Genomic DNA, 17868 nt, shown 5'->3' on the forward strand with positions numbered 1-17868 from the left:
AATATGTGTATCTTAATGGAGCAAAAAGAAAACTGGAAGATGGAGTTCAACGGATTCAAACAATTGAAAACTATATGGCTGGTAACGACACGTACGAAGCGGAATTCAAAATTAGTTTTAAAAAAATCGCAAAAAAGGGTGACATTAAAGGTGCTGTAGATGTAGGGATAGCTAAAATTGTTTACTTTAATAAAGATTATGTTGTTTTAAACTTAAATTATTATGCAGCTATTGCTGGAGATGCCGGTTCAACTAATGTGATGATAGATTTGCAGAAGGAAAAAAAGAACCCGACAGCCTACATAGTAGAGCTAGATATGAGTGTTTATTAATGAAGTGTGTAAATTTTGAAGGGCAAATAAATAAAACACAACAAGAGTAGTGGGGTGAGTAGATTGAGAAAAATAGCTGTACTGATAAGTATATTGCTCATCTCTTCATTCTTTTTTGTCAGCTGTGGAGCTAGTAAAGTGACATATAAAAAAGGCTTTCCAACAAAGGATAGCCCAGCGTTGTCTGAATTTTTAAGGGGTAAGCTGCCGGGGAGCGGATATAATTTTTTGTATGACGTTAATGGGATACATGTGTATACAAAAAGTAATGGAAGTAGAGATGATAAAGAAATTTCTTTTCATTACAATAAGGAAGATGACTTAAAAACATTTTATGAACCGTTATTTTATACAAAAGATGTAGAGAAAACCTTTTATAATTTATGGGAAAATGATGAATTAACAGATAAAATAGAACAACAAATCGCGAATAAGGATGAATTCAACCTCCCAACATTAAAGTTAGAGGAGAAAAATCAATTGTACGTTAAAACAAGACAGAAAGAAACAATATTAGATTTACCTGAACTTATGGAAAAATTTAAACTCAACCCTGAAGATCCGTTAATTTTTAATCTTTTTAGTGTGAATGATGATCATTTCGTTATATATTTAGTAAATAAAAATCCGGAAGAAAAATTAAATAAATCTATTGCTCTTTTTATTAAACAAGATTTATCGCGTATCGTACCGACAAGTACCGATCCAGCGACATTTAATAAAACGTTAGCTAGCGGAGAACTCGATGAATTTCATGATTTATTCTCTAATGTAAAGAATGATCATAGGTATGAAAAGTCTTTCAGACATCGCTTCGTATATGACAGAAAAGATAAGCAGCTAAAAGAAATTGGTGAAGAAGATTATTTAAGTGAAGATGGCAAATATGTGTATATTAATGGGCTAGAAGATCCTTTATCCGACGGCATTCAACGGATTCAAACAATTGAAAACTATATGGCCGGTAACGACGCGTACGAAGCGGAATTCAAAATTAGTTTTAAAAAAATAGCGAAAGAGTCGGGCTTTAAAAGTGCTGCAGGTGTAAAACATGCACATATCTTATATTTTAATAAGGATTTTATAATCCTAAGTTTAAGTTATCATGCCCCTATCGTTGGCAATGCCGGTTCAACTAACGTCATCATTGATTTGCAGAAGGATAAAAAGAATCCGACAGCTTATGTCGTTGATTTAGATTGGTTTTAAAGTTAAGGAGGAGTGCATTGGGGTGAAACAAAAAAGATTACGATTGATGATCTGTATTTTATAACAGTTTGAATACTTGCTTTTTTATTATGATGCTGTTAAAATTTAAACCATTAAAGACTGACAAGCTTTTAGTAGAATATTAAAACATGAACGATTTTAATATAATTTTAATGGCGGTCAGCACTTTCTATAATTGAATAGTTTTTCCTTCGGGGTCGGGTGCAATTCCCAACCGGCGGTAATGAGGAGAATTCCTCTCAGCCCGTGACCCGTTTTTGAACGTTCAAAAACGGCTGATTTGGTGTAATTCCAAAGCCGACAGTAAAAGTCTGGATGGGAGAAGGAATGAGTGAGAAACGTTAAAAAATAGCTTTTTTAACGTCTATTCCATCATGCTTTCATTACCCCCGTCTTCGTCTATACGGGGGTTTTCGTTTGTTGTCTGCGTAAAAACTAAAGATAAAAAGGCGGGATGGATATTTCGATGCAAGAGTATGAATATATGAAGCTTGCTCTTTCACTTGCTCGGGCAGCTGAGGGCCAAACTAGTCCGAATCCGTTAGTTGGAGCAGTAGTTGTAAAAAACGGAAATATTTTAGGGATGGGGGCTCATTTACGAGCTGGGACACCGCATGCAGAAGTACATGCAATCCGTGCGGCTGGTGTTGAGGCGAGTGGCTCAGATTTATATGTTACATTGGAGCCTTGCAGCCATCATGGTAAAACACCTCCATGTACCGAGCTGATTATTGAAGCGGGCATTAAAAGAGTCATAGTCGCAACACAAGATCCGAATCCGCTAGTTGCAGGAAAAGGGATCGAAAGGTTACGAAGTGCAGGAATTGAAGTAGAAGTAGGTTTATGTAAAGGTGAAGCAGACAACATGAATAAACCTTTTTTCCACTTTATTAAAACAAGACAGCCTTTTGTTACGCTGAAAGCTGGGCTTTCTTTAGACGGTAAAACAGCAGCAAGCTCTGGTGATAGCAAATGGATTACATCATCGGAAGCGCGGTTAGACGTTCATGAATTAAGGCATAAGCATGATGCCATTCTTGTTGGCATTAACACAGTTTTAACAGACGATCCACTCCTAACCACCAGACTACCCCGAGGTGGAAAAAATCCCAATCGAATTATATTAGATACACAATTGCGGACACCGCTTAACGCCCGTATTGTCGAAGATCGTTCAGCTAAAACAATTATTATCACAGGGGAAAATATTGATACTCAGAAAAAATACGCCTTAAAACAAAAAGGAGTTGAGGTCATTTCCCTTTCAAGTAAAACAATCTCTCTCCAAGACGTATTATTTGAATTAGGAAAGAAAAACATTATGTCCCTACTCGTTGAAGGAGGAGGGGAAGTGCACGCATCCTTTATAAAGGAACAAGTGTATCAACAAATCATCTTTTATGTTGCACCCCTTCTCATTGGCGGTAAACAGTCATTTCCTGTGATCGGTGGGAATGGGGCAACTGTAATGAAGGAAGCAGAAAAATTAACATTTATTTCTATAGAAAAGATTGGATCTGATTTAAAGATTACAGCAATACCGAGAGAAAAGGACAGTGATGTATAAATGTTTACAGGAATAGTTGAAGAAATCGGCACTGTTCAAAAAATAATAAAAAATGGAAACTCATTGCAGATGACGATTCAAGCGATGAAAATATTAGAGGATGTAAAATTAGGCGACAGCATTGCCGTGAATGGTGTCTGCTTAACCGTAACAAGCTTTTCTAGTCAATTATTTACAGTCGATGTTATGCCAGAAACGTTTCATTCAACATCTTTAGCGTCTTTAAAAAATGGTTCTTTCGTAAACCTTGAACGGGCACTTGCGGCTAACGGCAGATTTGGAGGTCATTTTGTTACCGGCCATATTGATGGAACAGGTGTCATTTTACGAAAAGAAGCGAAAGAAAATGCTATTTACATTGACATAAGTATACCTGAAACAGGGCAAGCTTACGTGATGGAGAAAGGATCAATCGGGATTGATGGAACATCATTAACAACCTTTGGTGTAAATGATGAATTTGTTACCGTTTCGCTCATTCCTCACACGGCAAATGAAACCATTTTAGGAATGAAAAATATAGGTGACAAAGTGAACATTGAATTTGACATGTTAGCGAAATATGTTCAATTAGCACTTGCGAAAAAAACTGAAGATTCCACTCATAAAAGTAAAATGACAGTTGACTTCCTTAAGGAAAATGGTTTTGCATAACGAAAGGGTGACAAAAATTGTTCCATAAGATTGAAGAAGCACTAGAGGAATTAAAAAAAGGAAAACCGATTATCGTTTGCGATGATGAAGATAGAGAAAATGAAGGTGATTTTGTCGTATTAGGTGAGTTTGCAACTCCTGAGGCGATTAATTTTATGGCAAAGGAAGGCCGTGGGCTAATTTGCGTTCCACTTGATTCTGACACGGCACAAAAATTTGCCTTAAAGCCGATGACTGAGGTGAATACTGATGCCCACGAAACGGCTTTCACCGTTAGTATTGATCACATAGACACGACAACAGGAATTAGTGCTTTTGAACGTTCGTTAACAGTGCAGAAGCTTCTTGATGAAAATTCAACATCAAGTGATTTTCGACGGCCAGGTCACATTTTCCCACTCGTCGCAAAAGAGGGGGGCGTCCTTAGAAGAGCTGGTCATACAGAAGCAGCCGTTGATTTGGCAAAGCTTTGCGGTGTAAAGCCTGTAGGTGTTATTTGTGAAATTATGAAGGACGACGGGACGATGGCGAGAGTTCCTGAGTTAATCGAAATCTCGAAAAAGTTCAATTTGAAAATGATTACGATAAAAGATTTAATTCATTTTCGGATGCAAAAAGATTCACTAGTCAAAAGAGAAGTTGAAATTAAATTACCCACTGAATACGGAGCATTCCGTGCAGTCGGATATACATCGATTATTGATCAAAAGGAGCATGTTGCTATTATTAAAGGTGATATTTCTGGAGCCGAACCTGTACTAGTGCGGGTCCATTCGGAATGTTTAACAGGTGATGTGTTCGGTTCAAACCGCTGTGATTGCGGTCCACAGCTTGAAGCAGCGCTAACCCAAATTGAAGCAGAAGGCCGTGGTGTCCTTCTTTATATGAGACAGGAAGGCCGAGGAATTGGACTTATTAACAAACTAAAAGCATATAAGCTTCAAGAGGAGGGCTATGACACAGTTGAAGCAAACAATAAATTGGGATTTGCCGCTGATTTACGAGATTATGGGATTGGAGCACAAATCCTTCGTGAACTAGGAATTACTAAAATGCGCTTATTAACAAACAATCCGCGCAAAATTGCGGGCTTAAATGGCTACGGATTAGAAGTGATAGAAAGGGTTCCTCTTGAACTGCCATTTAAAGCAGAAAATAAACGTTATTTACAAACAAAACAACAAAAGCTAGGACATTTACTTCATTTATAATTTTTGGGAGAGTGGAAAAAATGAAAAAAACAATAGAAGGTCATTTAGTAGGGACAGGGTTAAAAGTAGCAATTGTAGTATCAAGATTTAACGAATTTATCACGAGTAAATTGTTAAGCGGAGCAGAGGATGCGCTGAAAAGACACGGAGTAAACGAAGAAGATGTAACAATCGTTTGGGTTCCAGGCGCATTTGAGATTCCGTTAACAGCAAAAAAATTTGCCGAATCTGGTTCATTTGATGCTGTTATTACTTTAGGAACAGTTATTAGAGGAGCTACTCCGCATTTTGAATACGTTAGCAGTGAGGTGGCAAAAGGAGTAGCAGCAACAAGTATGCAGAGTGGAATTCCTGTTATTTTTGGGGTATTAACAACGGATACGATCGAGCAGGCGATTGAGCGTGCAGGTACGAAGGCCGGAAATAAAGGCTGGGAGGCAGCAGTCGGAGCAATCGAAATGGCAAACTTATATCGCCAATTAGCATAACTTTGCAAAGGAAAAAAATGACAGGTTTACCCATTTGGGAATCTGTCATTTTTTTATTCAGCTTTTTGTTTATAAATCAAAAGGTTAATCATGATAAATGCTTGGCCTGCTTTTTTTGGGTATTCAGATTATCGTGTGGAATTGTGCTCATACGAGATCTGAATACTTTTTTATTTAAGTTGTTTGATCACACTGTAAACATTTACATTAACCTTTATTTGATTTGTTATTCATTGAATAAAATACTTGATCTTCACATGATGTGAAGGTTTATAGTAAAACTAAATTAAGACATGTGAAAGAAGTGATTATCATTCATATTAGTGAATTAGCTCGGAAAACGGGTGTAAGTCTTCGGTCTCTGCGGTATTACGAAGAAAAACAACTTTTGAAGCCAAATCGGTTAGATAATGGGTATCGTCAATATAGCGAAATCGATATTGAACAGATTCGAATGATTCAGTTTTATCTAAGTATGGGTTTAAAAACTAATGAAATTGCTGATTTGTTTCACTGTTCATGGGATGAAAACAAAGAAGCTTGTATCCAAAATGGTATCAGAAAGGGTGAACTGAAACTAACTGAAATTAGGGAACAATTTGAGAACTTACGCAAAGCAGAGTCTCAGCTTATGGATATAGTCAAAAATCTAAAAAACAAATCAAATACGGAGATCGGTAAAATGATTAATTTAGTAAACAAACAAGATCATAAAGTTGCTATAGTTACAGGAGGAAATCGTGGGATTGGGCGAGAGATATCCCGTCAATTAGCCTCACAAGGATCCCATGTCCTAATCGGATGTAGAGATGCAGAAAAGGGAGAAAAAGTTGTAATGGACTTTAGAAGTAATGGATTGATGGCGGATCTGCAAGTAATCGATGTAAATGATAGCGGAAACATCGAAGAGATAATAAATCAAATAGCAAATAAGTATGGCCGATTGGATGTACTTGTGAATAATGCTGGAATTATTCTTGACAGGGGAGTTTCCGTTTTAGAAGTTGAGGAGTTAGTAGTCAAAGAAACTTTTGAAACCAACTTTTTTGGTGCTTTACGAATCACACAGGCCGTAGTTCCTATTATGAAACAACAGAATTATGGGAGAATTGTCAATTTATCATCTGGTCTAGGGGCCTTCCGAAATTATGTGCGGTCAAGGATCTATTCAAAACCATACCCTAGCACGTCAATTAGGGGGATCTTCGCCCGCCTATCGAATCACCAAAACTATGCTTAACGCCTTAACATGTTTAGTAGCTCAAGATGTGGCTGATATGGGAATCAAAGTTAACGCAGTTTGTCCTGGAAGAGTTCAAACCGATATGGGAGGATCTGATGCACCTAGCACAGTCGAAGAAGGTGCAGATACCGCTGTTTGGTTAGCAACATTGAATGAAGAGGGGCCAAATGGTGGTTATTTTCGTAATCGCCAGCCCATTGCTTGGTAAAGATTGGTGGGGATATTTATGAAAAAGTTGATCTATATCTATTATGCTTAGTACCCTTGGTATTATGCTTTTACGTCAGATATCAGAATAAAAGGTATATGATGAATTCATTAAATATGCTAAATCACCCAAATATAGGGATCCTTGATATAATAGAGGGCGAAGATAATTATCGATTATTGTGAAGATAACATCTCTACCTCCTATACTGTCCGAAGTGTGGTTCTATTCTAAAATGTTATCAGCACGGTAAAAAGGAACAGTTATTGATTTACCAATGCATGCTAAACGCTAACGCTATTAATGTCGGGAATGCTATGAAACCTTCTTGGCAATCAAATGCGAACAAACGTTTCTTATGTTATAGATCATTTGTTCGTAATGATCAAATATCTACTATTATTAGACACCAAGCTTCATTTATTGGCATCGTATAAAAATTTTGATAAAATATGTATTTGTGGCTCATCTATTATTTTTTTATGATGAGTGGGTAGGGAGAGGGAATTATGATACTGGATATGATACAAGATGCTGCAAAAGTGGTTAGAACGTTCTTTTCAGTTATCAAAAAATGATACATCTGTTAAGAAAGAATTGACCGCAGGAACAGTCGGTTATTTTGCAATTGTTTATATTATTGCTGTAAATTCACTCATTTTATCTGAGGCGGGTATTCCGCTTGAAGGAGCAATTATAGCGACGATATTGTCATCGGTTGTTGGCTGTTTATTGATGGGTTTTTGGGCAAACGTTCCGATTTTGCTCGTTCCCGGGATGGGAATTAATGCACTTTTTTCTTATACGCTAGTTCAATCGCTTGGTTTATCCTGGCAGGAAGCATTAGGAGTCGTTTTTGTTTCTGGAGTCATCTTTACTTTCATCGCTTTTTCTCGTTATGCAAAGAAATTAAGCGCTGCGATTCCAAAGTCATTAAAAGAAGCAATTACTGTCGGATTAGGCTTATTTTTAATGTTGATCGGTCTTGAAAAGGGCGGCATTGTCGAGCGGGGCACAAATTCAATCATTGCACTAGGTGATCTTAGTCATCCTCAAGTGCTTGCGACAATTTTTACGTTTATCGTTGCAATTGTGCTTTTTATGAGAAATGTCCGTGGAAATTTTCTTATTAGCATGCTGAGCGGTACGGTAATCGCACTTTTATTTGGGACAATTGATATGACCGGTTTTTCCATACAATCATTTACGCTTGCTGATTATACATCTGTATTTGCTGCCTTTTCTTTTAAAAGTATCTTTAAATTGTCCTTCTGGGTGGCTGTTTTTTCACTGACGATGGTCATTGTTTTTGAAAATATCGGCACAGTGCATGGGCATGTTCAGTTTATAAAACGACCTGATAAATTTGCAAAGGCGTTTCAAGCAAACTCCGTCTCAGCAATGCTTTCTGGTTTATTTGGCACTAGCCCAACTGTTTCAACAGTTGAGACTGCTGCTAGTTTGGCAGCTGGAGGACGAACAGGATTAACATCAGTAACAACTGCAATGCTATTTTTATTGTCTGCGTTTTTTATTCCTGTCATTAAGCTTATTCCAGACAGTGCAATCGCACCGATTTTAATGATTATCGGAGGATTAATGCTACAAAATATTCGTCATCTTGATTTAAAAGATTTAAGTGAAAGCTTCCCTGCTTTTTTTATCATTGCGATGATTCCGTTTACGTATAGTATTGCAGATGGAATCGCTGTTGGGTTTATTTTATATCCGCTGTTAAAAGTAGCAATTGGCAAAGCGCGCGAGGTTTCATTCACTCTTTATATTATTGCTTGCTTGTTTCTCGCTAATTTTATCGTTATGATGAACAGCTAAATTCGTAACGCAATTAAAAAATAACAAATATACTCTAACACTGTTATTTATTTTTGCTAGATGATTAATGAAAGGACTTCTCGTTTTTGAAGTCCTTTCATACTCTTTACAAACAAACCTATGTATCCCATGTTCTATTTGCCTTCGCTTTATGCTACGTACCTCGACTGAAAAGTGTTTTCAAGTAGTCTTCTGGGCAGTTGCTTTAAATATCATCTTAAAGGACTTCTCATTTTTGCGGGAAATCAGAAGCTTTCAAAAAAGCTTTTCAGCAAATATAAAGCAATCGACCAAATAATGAATGCTGAAATTTTGTTAATAATATGAATAAGACGCCCTGTTTTATCAATATTTCCGAGCATTTTCCCCCCAATTGCCAAGCCGAAAAACCAAATCCAAGATACTAAAATAGTAGAAAAAGTAAATACCCACTTTGCCTCACCTGAATAATTTAATGAATTTGTTCCGATGACGCCTATTATATCGATGATTGCATGAGGATTTAGTACAGAAACAGAGATTGCAAATAGCACTTGTTTTTTAGTGGAGATGCGTTCGCTGTTAGCTTCGTTAAGTTTTGTTTCACTTTTCCAAATGACTCCTCCCATATAACCGAGGAAAATAACACCAAGTCCAAGCAGTACTGTTTTTAACAAAGAAAATGTGAGGACGATAGCCGAAACACCTAAAACAGCAAGAAGAATTAAGAGTGTATCACATAGAGCTGCTGTTATAATGACTGGAAAGGCGTGTATTAGTGAAGGTTGACTAGCTCCTTGATTAAATATAAAGATATTTTGCACACCTAAAGGCAAAATTAGACCAAAAGCGAGAATAATTCCATGCATGATTACATTTGTCATTATTTACTTCCTCCGTTCAAAACGTTTCTTTCATGCGTTTCATTTTAGTAAAAAAAGCTTTATTTGTATCCATCCATTTTGGATGGAAAACAAACCAACCAAATATTATAATTGGTGTAATGAAAAGATAAGGAGGTAAAAAATGACAAATACAGGATGGAAACCGAATCGTCTTTCTCATACTCCTCTTCATAAGCAAATTGAAGATTATATAAAAGAAAAAATTTTAAATGGAGAATGGCCGATTGGAACGAGAATTCCATCGCAACGAGCTTTAGCAAAAGCATTTGGTGTTAACAGAAGTACTGTTGTGACAGCTTTTGAAGAGCTTGCAGCGAGTGGATTAATTGCGGGGAAGACTGGAGGCGGAACAAAGGTAGTTAATAATACGTGGAATCTACTAGCATCGTCACCAACACCTGACTGGAATACATACGTAAGTTCAGGAATTTATCAACCGAATAGAGCAATGATCCAACGAATTAACGAAGCGGAGTTTCATCCTCATATTATTCGCCTTGGAACAGGGGAGCTTTCACCACAGTTGTTACCAGCTGTCCAATTGGAACATATTTTTCAAAAAGCTTCTCGAAAAGGGATATTTTTAGGATATGAAGAACCAAAGGGAAACTTATTGCTGCGGGAGCAATTAGCGAAATATTTAAAGGGGTTAAACATTCATACGTCCCCGTCTTCAATTTTGATCGTTTCCGGTGCTCTGCAAGCATTGCAATTAGTTTCTATCGGTCTATTAAAAAAAGGTTCAACGATACTTCTCGAAAAGCCTTCATATCTCTATTCGATTCATGTCTTTCAATCTGCGGGGATGAAGTTATATGGGATTCCAATGGACAAAGAGGGGATGGAAATTTCGTTAATACAAAAATATAAAAAAGAAACGAATGGGGCGTTATTATATACGATTCCCTCTTTCCATAACCCAACTGGAATCATGATGACGGAATCGAGACGAAAAGAGCTTATTTCTGTATGTCAAGAGGAAAGACTTCCTGTGATCGAAGATGATGTTTATCGAGATTTATGGATTGATCATCCGCCTCCAAGCCCTTTAAAGGCGAATGATCATAACGGCAATGTTCTCTATGTAGGAAGTATGTCTAAATCTGTTAGTCCAGGCTTAAGAATAGGTTGGATCGTAGGGCTAGAACAAGTGATAAATCGACTTGCAGATATTAAAATGCAGACGGATTATGGATCAAGCTCGTTATCTCAAATTGTAGCTGCACAATGGTATTCTAGCGGTATATATGTTGAGCATTTAAATAAGTTAAGAGCCGAGCTAAAAATTCGTCGCGATACAATGCTTAATGCATTAAAGAATTATTTCTCGGAAATTGCTACTTGGAATGTTCCCAAAGGAGGATTTTACATCTGGCTCCGTTTATGTCAGCCTTTTTCATTTCGCCGTCTATTTGATCAAGCATTAAAAGCCGGAATTCTTCTCAACCCAGGTCATTTATACGATCAAGCTGGAAGTGAATGCTGTATCCGAATTTCCTACTCTCACGCGTCATTAAAACAAATTGAATTTGGGATGCGAAAATTAGCAGAGATAATAAAAACCCTGGAATAGATTTCAAAAATAATGTAAAAAACCCCTCAGACTATAAAAAACGCTGATATAGTTTTAGGAAGGTTACGTAGGGAAAGACAGTTCAATGGAATCGATTTATATTAGATTTGCGACAAATTTAGAGAAAGTTTTAAGAGAAATCTCTTTAAGTTTTTTCTAAGATTTAATTCGTGCAGTAATCTAGTCATCTGTTAAATTAGAAAACTTTAAAATAAATCATATGATTCTCTATTTAAATCACCAATAATTTGCTAAACTGGTTTTTAAAATAAAGCTCACATGATTTGGAGGGGTTTCATGTTTATTCATAAAATTGATGAGAATCTTTCTTTAAAGTTAGTCCAATTACATGATGCAGAAAGGATATTTACTTTAACAAATGAATCAAGAGATTATTTACAAGAATGGCTTCCTTGGCTGGACGATACTACGAAGCTTGAACATACAAAGGAGTATATAAAAACTAGTTTAAAAAGCTTTGCCGAAAGTGAAAGCATGAACACTGCTATTTTATTTAAAGGCGATATTGTTGGTGTAGCTGGTTATAATAAAATAAATTGGGCTAACAAAACTGCATATATTGGTTACTGGTTAGGAGAAAAATATCAAGGAAATGGGATTATGACGAAGGTAGCTAAAGCATTAACCGATTATGCCTTTCATGAGTTGAAGTTAAATAAGATTGAAATTTGGGCTGCCGTCGAAAATAAAAAAAGTAGAAGTATTCCCGAAAGATTAGGATTTGTGAACGAAGGCTGCATTAGACAAGCAGAATGGTTATATGACCATTATGTAGACCATGTTGTTTATGGAATGCTCGCTAACGAATGGAAAAAGTAAATACACCCCCCGCCTATAAATGTATAAATAATGGTGGGGGACTATTTGATCATTTCCTTTTTAAGCGAGGAAATGATCGTTAATAATGATTTGTTTTTTTGTTTAAAAAAATCACTCATCGGACATTCCATATTTGCAAGGCGATCAAGTACAAAAGGAATATTGTATGTTTCAATTTTTAACTTTTCGTTTACTTCTTCCCAGTAAAGTGGTGCTGCGACAGTTGCTTCTTCCTTTCCTCTCGTTGAATAAGGGCAGATAATCGTCTTTCCTTTTGCATGCTGGACATAGTCAATGTAAAGTTTACCACCCCGATTTTTTTTCATTCTTTCAACTGTAAATTCATTTGGAAATTTTTCGACTAAATAATTTGCAATAAAGGATGTAAAGATTCTTGTTTCCTCGTACGTTAAACAATTTTTACAGAGTGGTATATGGATTTGGATTCCTTTACTTCCTGAAAGTTTCGGATAACTGACGATATCAAAGCTGTCGAAAATTTTCTTCATTTCCTTTGCAGCTTTTATTGCCAACGGAAAGCTAGATCGATTCGGCGGATCTAAATCAAAGACAATTTCTATCGGTCTTTCAGTATCAATTGTTTGATAAGGGACATGAAATTCTATTGCCAATTGATTTCCCAGCCAAAGCAAAGTGGATAATTCATTACAAATAATATAATGATTTCCTTCTATTTCTTCTGTTTTAATAAAGCTTGGGGCGTAGTCCGGACAGTTCTTTTGGTAGAACGACTCTCCTGGAATTCCGTGCGGATAACGAATAATTGTTAATGCTCTTTGTTTTAAAAAGGGCAGGAAAAATGGTGATATTTGAATTAAATAGGCAAGATATTTTTCTTTATTCATATCGAGTTTTTCCCATATGATCTTTTCTGGATGGGTCATCTTTATTTCACTTTGAACTGGATGATTCGTTAAAATAAGCTTTTCCCAAGTACATTGCTCCCAAGTCAGTTCAAATTGAAAGGAGTGAAAATAAGTATTAACTAATTGATCGTTTTCGATTGCTTGAAACGTTAATTCTATACATATTCCTGGATTGACAAACACTGTATTATCTTCTATTTTTTCACGATTTCTCATAATAGCTTGAATTAATGATTTTTTTTCACTGTCCTTTAATCCGCGGTGAAATGTTCCAATTTGAACAATCTCGTCCCCTTTCTTTATACCAGCAAGAAAATATTCTTTTTCTGTATTCCATCCTAAGAGAAAAAAAAACCTTTATATTTTCTGTTTTTTGCAGGGAAATTTTTTTGCATATGTCTCTTCCTTTTTTATTCATTTAGTGTACATTTTTTCGGGTCTTGATCAACAAAAGCTTGAATACTTGGCTGTCTAAGTGAACGTCCTTCGGGCCATTCGATATATTGCACTTTAACAGTCAGGGCCGGTTGAAGCCATTGTACTTTATGCATTCTTTCGGGTTCGTTAATAAAAGGACGATTGTTTATTTTTAATGGTTCGATGATCTTTGTAAGCTGTTGCCATTCAGCTGCTGTCAGTTTTCCTGTACCGGCATGTCCGATATACAAAAGCTGATGATGCTCATTATATAGACCGAGTAATATTGAATTTACGATTCCTGACCGATAAGTAACCCCGCCAATTACAGCGATCATATCTTTATAATTTTTTATTTTTTGCCAATTAGCATTTTTTCCGTTTATGACGTATTTACTGTTCATATTTTTACAAACGATTCCTTCAAGATTATATTGTTTCACTACTTCAAAAAGTGTATGTCCATCATCTTGGATAGGAACGATTTGAATGTGCTCATTTTGTTCAATAATTTTAGAAAGTACGTTCAATCTTTCTTTCAGCGGTTCGTTGTGCATCCAATTGCCATTATAAAAAACAACATCGAAAATCATATAGTAAATTGGCACTGTGTTCATCACAGCTTTGACACGATCTATCCGTCTAATCCCATCACGTTTCATCACTTCGTGAAAAGATGGCTTCCCATCTTTACCGAGAGCGACAACTTCTCCATCTAAAATGACTGATTTTGCCGATGTATAAGAATTTATCTTTGTTAGTTCAGGAAAAATATTTGTACGTTCGTTCAGTTTTCGATTAAATAACTTTACTTCCTGTCCGTCAAAATTTGTTAGCACTCTCACTCCATCCCATTTAACCTGTGATATCCATTCAGCACCTAGTGGTATTTTGTCTGAAGGAATAGGTTCAAAAGGAATGATGGGATTAAATTTCATACAAAAGCTCCTTCGGCAAAATATTTTAGCTATTATTCATTTTAACCAATTTAAGAAATAAAACTCATTATCATCCAGAAATTAGCTTGAGCATCACAGCAATTTCTATCTTTTCCATCCTTTTTAATGAATGGTTTATTATTATTTATCCACATTAAAAATAAGTAAATTTAAAGAATGGAGATATACAAATGCATACAATTTGGAAAGGAAGCATCAGTTTTGGACTTGTTAATATTCCAATTAAACTTCATGCGGCAACAGAGGACAAAGATATAAAATTACGGACATTGCATAAAGAATGCCATTCACCGATAAAATACGAAAAAGTTTGCCCTACTTGTGGTAAAGATGTAAAAACCGATGAGTTTGTGAAGGCATATGAGTATACGAAGGGTAAATTTGTTGTGCTTGATGATGAAGATTTTAATAAACTAAAAAAAGAAAATGAAGATAAATCTGTAGAAATTATCGATTTTGTCATGATGAACGAGATTGATCCGATTTATTTTAATCGGTCTTACTATATGTCGCCAAACGAAGGGGGAGTAAAGGCCTACTCCTTGCTGAGAAAAGCTTTACAGGAGTCTGGTAAAGTTGGTTTAGCAAAAATAATCATTCGATCTAAAGAACAGCTCGCTGTTTTACGTGTTTTTGAAAATACGTTAATAATGGAGACGATTCATTTTCCTGATGAGGTTCGCAAAGCGCAGGATGTTCCAAATGTACCGGTTGAAAGTAATGTAACGAAAAAAGAGCTTGATACAGCAATCTTACTAATTGATCAACTAACGACAGAGTTTAAGCCAGAAAAATATACAGATGAATATCGGACAGCATTACTTGAATTAATTGAGGCAAAACGGACTGGAAAAGAATTAGTTACTCCAATTGAAAAAGAGGCGCCAGCAAACGTAACGGATTTAATGGCTGCTCTCCAAGCTTCGATTGATCGAACACAGCCGAAGAAAACAGTAACGAAACGGAAAAAAGCAGTGACAAAAAAAACAAAGAAAAATGCATAGTCCAATAGTCTGATCCAGTACAGGATTAACGATTGTTAACTGAGGTGCACCGCACGAGGCGGGAATGAATGCAAGATAGGATTGATTAGCTTATTGAGAAATTCTATATTGCCGATCACGATGTGTATGCGTTTGTGAACGAAACCGATCTCTCAAAGGATCGGTTTTATGATATGTTTATCATTAATAACCCCAATTATAAAGGATGACTTCAATGAACAACATGATGAAGAAAAAGAATTTAGTTTATTTGGGCATCATCGTTGCTGTACTCCTTTTTTTTATCATTCTGTTTATTTTACTTGTGAATGGAATGAAAGCACAGAAGCTTGCACAGTTTGATCAAAGCATCATTTCGTTTGTACAGCAGTTCGTTTCACCAAGCTTGACAAATGTCATGAAAGGGATCACTTTTTTTGGCTCGATTAAATGGTTAACGACAGCAGTTATTGTGATCGCACTTATTTTTTTTTTTCAGCGAAAATTTGCGCTCGGTTTGTTTGTCATATTGGCTTCTGGTTTTGGGGCGTTCTTTAATAGATGGTTAAAATGGCTTTTTAAACGGGAAAGACCAGATATTTTCCCTATAATAGAAGCGCAAGGATTTAGTTTTCCGAGTGGTCATTCAATGGGAGCATTTATTTTTTATAGCTCAGTTGCTTATTTAATTCTTCACCTTTCACGAAGTAAAGTAATCAATTTAATTAGTACTTTATTTTTATTCCTGTTTATCATTATGATAGGACTAAGCCGTATCTATTTAGGAGTCCATTTCCCGAGTGATGTCGTCAGCGGTTTTGTAGCTGGCGGTGCATGGCTTCTTATTTGTATTTTAATATTTCGTTTTTATAAATATAGAAAAAATAGATAATAAAAAATGGGAGACGAGAAACGTGAATCAAAAAATATTACCTGCTTCTTCTAATATGAAGGAGTTTGAACGGTTTTTACAAAGCCCTTACCACATTGGTGTTTTTTTAGAAATGCATATTTCTCAATTGAAAAATGTGTGCGCAATGGCAAAGGCACACGGCAAAAAGCTTCTTTATCATGTTGATCTAATTCATGGTTTAAAAAATGATGATTTTGCGACTGAGTATATTTGTCAGGAATTCAAACCATTTGGACTGATCTCGACGAAAGCAAATGTTATTTTAACAGCAAAGCGAAAAGGTGTACTTGCAGTTCAACGGATATTCTTAATTGATTCTCATGCGTTAGAAAAAAGCTATCGTCTAGTTGAGAAAACAAAGCCTGATTTAATTGAAGTATTGCCAGGGGGGATGCCGTGGATGATCACTGAAGTGCAAGAAAGAGTTGGGGTTCCTATATTAGCAGGCGGGCTTATTCGTTCTGTAAAAGAAGTCCAAAATGCGCTTGATGCAGGAGCAACCGCAATTACTACATCGAAAACAGAACTTTGGGATTCTTTCGCTAAACGTTATTAACATAGCCGCCGAGGGGAATTACTTTTAATCAGTTCCCCTTTTTTTAGTCATGTAAAAATATTCATTGACAACGCTTTCATAACCTTGTATACTCAATATCAAGTTAATAAAAGTGACGGAGATAAGGAGATTCACACAGATCAATCCTCTAACTAGAGGTATATTCTGTCGTGGATCTCTTTTTTCTTTGTTACATAGTAAATAATAGTTTAGAAAGAAAGGGGAGCTTCATTTGACCGCTTTTTTGGGAGAACTTGTCGGTACACTTATTTTAATTATTTTTGGAGCAGGAGTTGTCGCAGGCTCGGTATTAAAAAAATCAAAGTCAAACAACAGCGGCTGGATCGTGATTACGATTGGCTGGGGATTAGGTGTGACAATGGGGGTTTACGCAGTTGGACAATTTAGTGGCGCCCATTTAAATCCAGCTGTTACCGTTGCCTTAGCGTTTAGCGGTGATTTTCCGTGGGGAGATGTTCTGGGGTATATTTTAGCGCAAATGATTGGTGCATTTATCGGAGCGGTAATTGTATACTTGCATTACTTACCTCATTGGAAAGCAACGGAAGATTCAGACGCGAAGCTCGCTGTTTTCGCAACTAGTCCAGCAATTGCACACAAATTTGCCAACCTTTTAAGTGAAATGATTGGGACAATGGTTCTCGTATTTGGTATTTTGTTTATAGGGGCAAATAACTTTACAGAAGGATTAAATCCTTTAGTCGTTGGTTTACTCATTGTTGCGATCGGAATGTCTTTAGGAGGTCCAACGGGATATGCGATTAATCCTGCTCGCGACCTCGGTCCGCGCATCGCTCATTTCCTCCTTCCAATTGCAGGGAAAAGGGATTCTGACTGGGGGTATAGTTGGATTCCTGTTGTCGGCCCTTTATTAGGAGGTTCTTTAGGATCACTTCTTTATAATGCTTTGTTTAAAGGTGAAATAACAGTTATGCTTTGGCTGATTTTAAGTGCAACAGTCATCGTTCTTTTACTTGCATATACAGTTGAGAAAAGGTCTTCTCGTGAGGTTGAACAATCAAAGCTTGTATCATAATCATCTATAAAGTTCGCAAAGTTAAAATGAGGG

18 protein-coding genes and 1 riboswitch are annotated in these 17868 nt (G+C 36.3%); of the genes, 15 read left to right on the top strand and 3 right to left on the bottom strand.

Annotation, left to right across the window (positions count from 1 at the left end; all coding sequences use genetic code 11):
* Positions 1 to 5 precede the first annotated feature (5 nt).
* The 9 genes from K6959_RS07770 to K6959_RS07810 all read left to right on the top strand — a co-directional run bounded on the left by K6959_RS07770 (position 6) and on the right by K6959_RS07810 (position 8766).
* On the top strand, positions 6 to 332 hold the full coding sequence (locus tag K6959_RS07770) for a hypothetical protein (RefSeq protein WP_223088099.1): 327 nt from the start codon (positions 6 to 8) through the stop codon (positions 330 to 332).
* A 63-nt stretch (positions 333 to 395) separates the two neighbouring features.
* Positions 396 to 1541 (top strand): hypothetical protein, encoded by a 1146-nt coding sequence (locus K6959_RS07775; protein WP_223088101.1) that lies wholly within the window; start codon positions 396 to 398, stop codon positions 1539 to 1541.
* Between the two features lie 204 nt (positions 1542 to 1745).
* Positions 1746 to 1893, top strand: a riboswitch (FMN riboswitch).
* A 135-nt stretch (positions 1894 to 2028) separates the two neighbouring features.
* Positions 2029 to 3129 (top strand): bifunctional diaminohydroxyphosphoribosylaminopyrimidine deaminase/5-amino-6-(5-phosphoribosylamino)uracil reductase RibD, encoded by a 1101-nt coding sequence (gene ribD / locus K6959_RS07780; protein WP_163241259.1) that lies wholly within the window; start codon positions 2029 to 2031, stop codon positions 3127 to 3129.
* A complete protein-coding gene (gene ribE / locus K6959_RS07785) occupies positions 3130 to 3783 on the top strand; it encodes a riboflavin synthase (protein WP_163241261.1) in 654 nt (217 codons plus the stop codon).
* Positions 3784 to 3800: 17 nt separating this feature from the next.
* The gene (locus tag K6959_RS07790; protein ID WP_163241263.1) at positions 3801 to 4994 is read left to right on the top strand and encodes a bifunctional 3,4-dihydroxy-2-butanone-4-phosphate synthase/GTP cyclohydrolase II; all 1194 of its coding nucleotides are present in this window, start codon (positions 3801 to 3803) and stop codon (positions 4992 to 4994) included.
* Positions 4995 to 5014: 20 nt separating this feature from the next.
* A complete protein-coding gene (ribH, locus tag K6959_RS07795; RefSeq protein WP_223088102.1) occupies positions 5015 to 5482 on the top strand; it encodes a 6,7-dimethyl-8-ribityllumazine synthase in 468 nt (155 codons plus the stop codon).
* 295 nt (positions 5483 to 5777) lie between these two features.
* The gene (locus K6959_RS18990; protein WP_262421922.1) at positions 5778 to 6722 is read left to right on the top strand and encodes an SDR family NAD(P)-dependent oxidoreductase; all 945 of its coding nucleotides are present in this window, start codon (positions 5778 to 5780) and stop codon (positions 6720 to 6722) included.
* Positions 6631 to 6933, top strand: coding sequence for an SDR family oxidoreductase (locus K6959_RS18995; RefSeq protein ID WP_262421923.1), 303 nt, complete (start codon positions 6631 to 6633; stop codon positions 6931 to 6933). The genes K6959_RS18990 and K6959_RS18995 overlap by 92 nt, the downstream gene beginning before the upstream one ends.
* Positions 6934 to 7464: 531 nt before the next feature.
* Positions 7465 to 8766 (top strand): NCS2 family permease, encoded by a 1302-nt coding sequence (locus K6959_RS07810; protein WP_374058347.1) that lies wholly within the window; start codon positions 7465 to 7467, stop codon positions 8764 to 8766.
* 245 nt (positions 8767 to 9011) lie between these two features.
* Here K6959_RS07810 and K6959_RS07815 read toward each other — a convergent pair whose 3' ends face one another.
* Complete coding sequence (locus K6959_RS07815; protein ID WP_163241267.1) at positions 9012 to 9629, bottom strand: LysE/ArgO family amino acid transporter; 618 nt, start codon at positions 9627 to 9629, stop codon at positions 9012 to 9014.
* A 142-nt stretch (positions 9630 to 9771) separates the two neighbouring features.
* Here K6959_RS07815 and K6959_RS07820 point away from each other — a divergent pair, with 142 nt between their 5' ends.
* Positions 9772 to 11223 (top strand): aminotransferase-like domain-containing protein, encoded by a 1452-nt coding sequence (locus tag K6959_RS07820; RefSeq protein WP_163241269.1) that lies wholly within the window; start codon positions 9772 to 9774, stop codon positions 11221 to 11223.
* Between the two features lie 297 nt (positions 11224 to 11520).
* Positions 11521 to 12063 carry a GNAT family N-acetyltransferase gene (locus K6959_RS07825; protein ID WP_163241271.1) on the top strand — a complete coding sequence of 181 codons (543 nt, stop codon included), beginning with the start codon at positions 11521 to 11523 and terminating at the stop codon, positions 12061 to 12063.
* 41 nt (positions 12064 to 12104) lie between these two features.
* Here K6959_RS07825 and ligD read toward each other — a convergent pair whose 3' ends face one another.
* Positions 12105 to 13253 (bottom strand): DNA ligase D, encoded by a 1149-nt coding sequence (gene ligD / locus K6959_RS07830; protein WP_262421975.1) that lies wholly within the window; start codon positions 13251 to 13253, stop codon positions 12105 to 12107.
* Positions 13254 to 13360: 107 nt separating this feature from the next.
* Positions 13361 to 14305 carry an ATP-dependent DNA ligase gene (locus K6959_RS07835; RefSeq protein WP_223088103.1) on the bottom strand — a complete coding sequence of 315 codons (945 nt, stop codon included), beginning with the start codon at positions 14303 to 14305 and terminating at the stop codon, positions 13361 to 13363.
* Positions 14306 to 14496: 191 nt separating this feature from the next.
* Here K6959_RS07835 and ku point away from each other — a divergent pair, with 191 nt between their 5' ends.
* From ku to K6959_RS07855, 4 genes are all read left to right on the top strand, one after another.
* Positions 14497 to 15330, top strand: coding sequence for a non-homologous end joining protein Ku (gene ku, locus K6959_RS07840; protein WP_223088105.1), 834 nt, complete (start codon positions 14497 to 14499; stop codon positions 15328 to 15330).
* Between the two features lie 214 nt (positions 15331 to 15544).
* The gene (locus tag K6959_RS07845; RefSeq protein WP_262421924.1) at positions 15545 to 16201 is read left to right on the top strand and encodes a phosphatase PAP2 family protein; all 657 of its coding nucleotides are present in this window, start codon (positions 15545 to 15547) and stop codon (positions 16199 to 16201) included.
* Between the two features lie 22 nt (positions 16202 to 16223).
* The gene (locus K6959_RS07850) at positions 16224 to 16778 is read left to right on the top strand and encodes a glycerol-3-phosphate responsive antiterminator (protein ID WP_163241278.1); all 555 of its coding nucleotides are present in this window, start codon (positions 16224 to 16226) and stop codon (positions 16776 to 16778) included.
* Positions 16779 to 17010: 232 nt separating this feature from the next.
* On the top strand, positions 17011 to 17835 hold the full coding sequence (locus tag K6959_RS07855; protein WP_163241280.1) for an MIP/aquaporin family protein: 825 nt from the start codon (positions 17011 to 17013) through the stop codon (positions 17833 to 17835).
* Positions 17836 to 17868: the final 33 nt, after the last annotated feature.

The organism is Bacillus aquiflavi, assembly GCF_019915265.1.
GTDB classification, from domain to species: domain Bacteria; phylum Bacillota; class Bacilli; order Bacillales; family Cytobacillaceae; genus Bacillus_BT; species Bacillus_BT aquiflavi.

Bases quoted from the DNA above. Each gene is read 5' to 3' on its own strand.
- ribD (WP_163241259.1), top strand. From the start codon at position 2,029: ATGCAAGAGTATGAATATATGAAGCTTGCTCTTTCACTTGCTCGGGCA.
- ribE (WP_163241261.1), top strand. From the start codon at position 3,130: ATGTTTACAGGAATAGTTGAAGAAATCGGCACTGTTCAAAAAATAATA.
- ribH (WP_223088102.1), top strand. From the start codon at position 5,015: ATGAAAAAAACAATAGAAGGTCATTTAGTAGGGACAGGGTTAAAAGTA.
- K6959_RS18995 (WP_262421923.1), top strand. From the start codon at position 6,631: ATGTGCGGTCAAGGATCTATTCAAAACCATACCCTAGCACGTCAATTA.
- K6959_RS07810 (WP_374058347.1), top strand. From the start codon at position 7,465: ATGCTGCAAAAGTGGTTAGAACGTTCTTTTCAGTTATCAAAAAATGAT.
- K6959_RS07815 (WP_163241267.1), bottom strand. From the start codon at position 9,629: ATGACAAATGTAATCATGCATGGAATTATTCTCGCTTTTGGTCTAATT.
- K6959_RS07820 (WP_163241269.1), top strand. From the start codon at position 9,772: ATGACAAATACAGGATGGAAACCGAATCGTCTTTCTCATACTCCTCTT.
- K6959_RS07825 (WP_163241271.1), top strand. From the start codon at position 11,521: ATGTTTATTCATAAAATTGATGAGAATCTTTCTTTAAAGTTAGTCCAA.
- K6959_RS07835 (WP_223088103.1), bottom strand. From the start codon at position 14,305: ATGAAATTTAATCCCATCATTCCTTTTGAACCTATTCCTTCAGACAAA.
- ku (WP_223088105.1), top strand. From the start codon at position 14,497: ATGCATACAATTTGGAAAGGAAGCATCAGTTTTGGACTTGTTAATATT.
- K6959_RS07845 (WP_262421924.1), top strand. From the start codon at position 15,545: ATGAACAACATGATGAAGAAAAAGAATTTAGTTTATTTGGGCATCATC.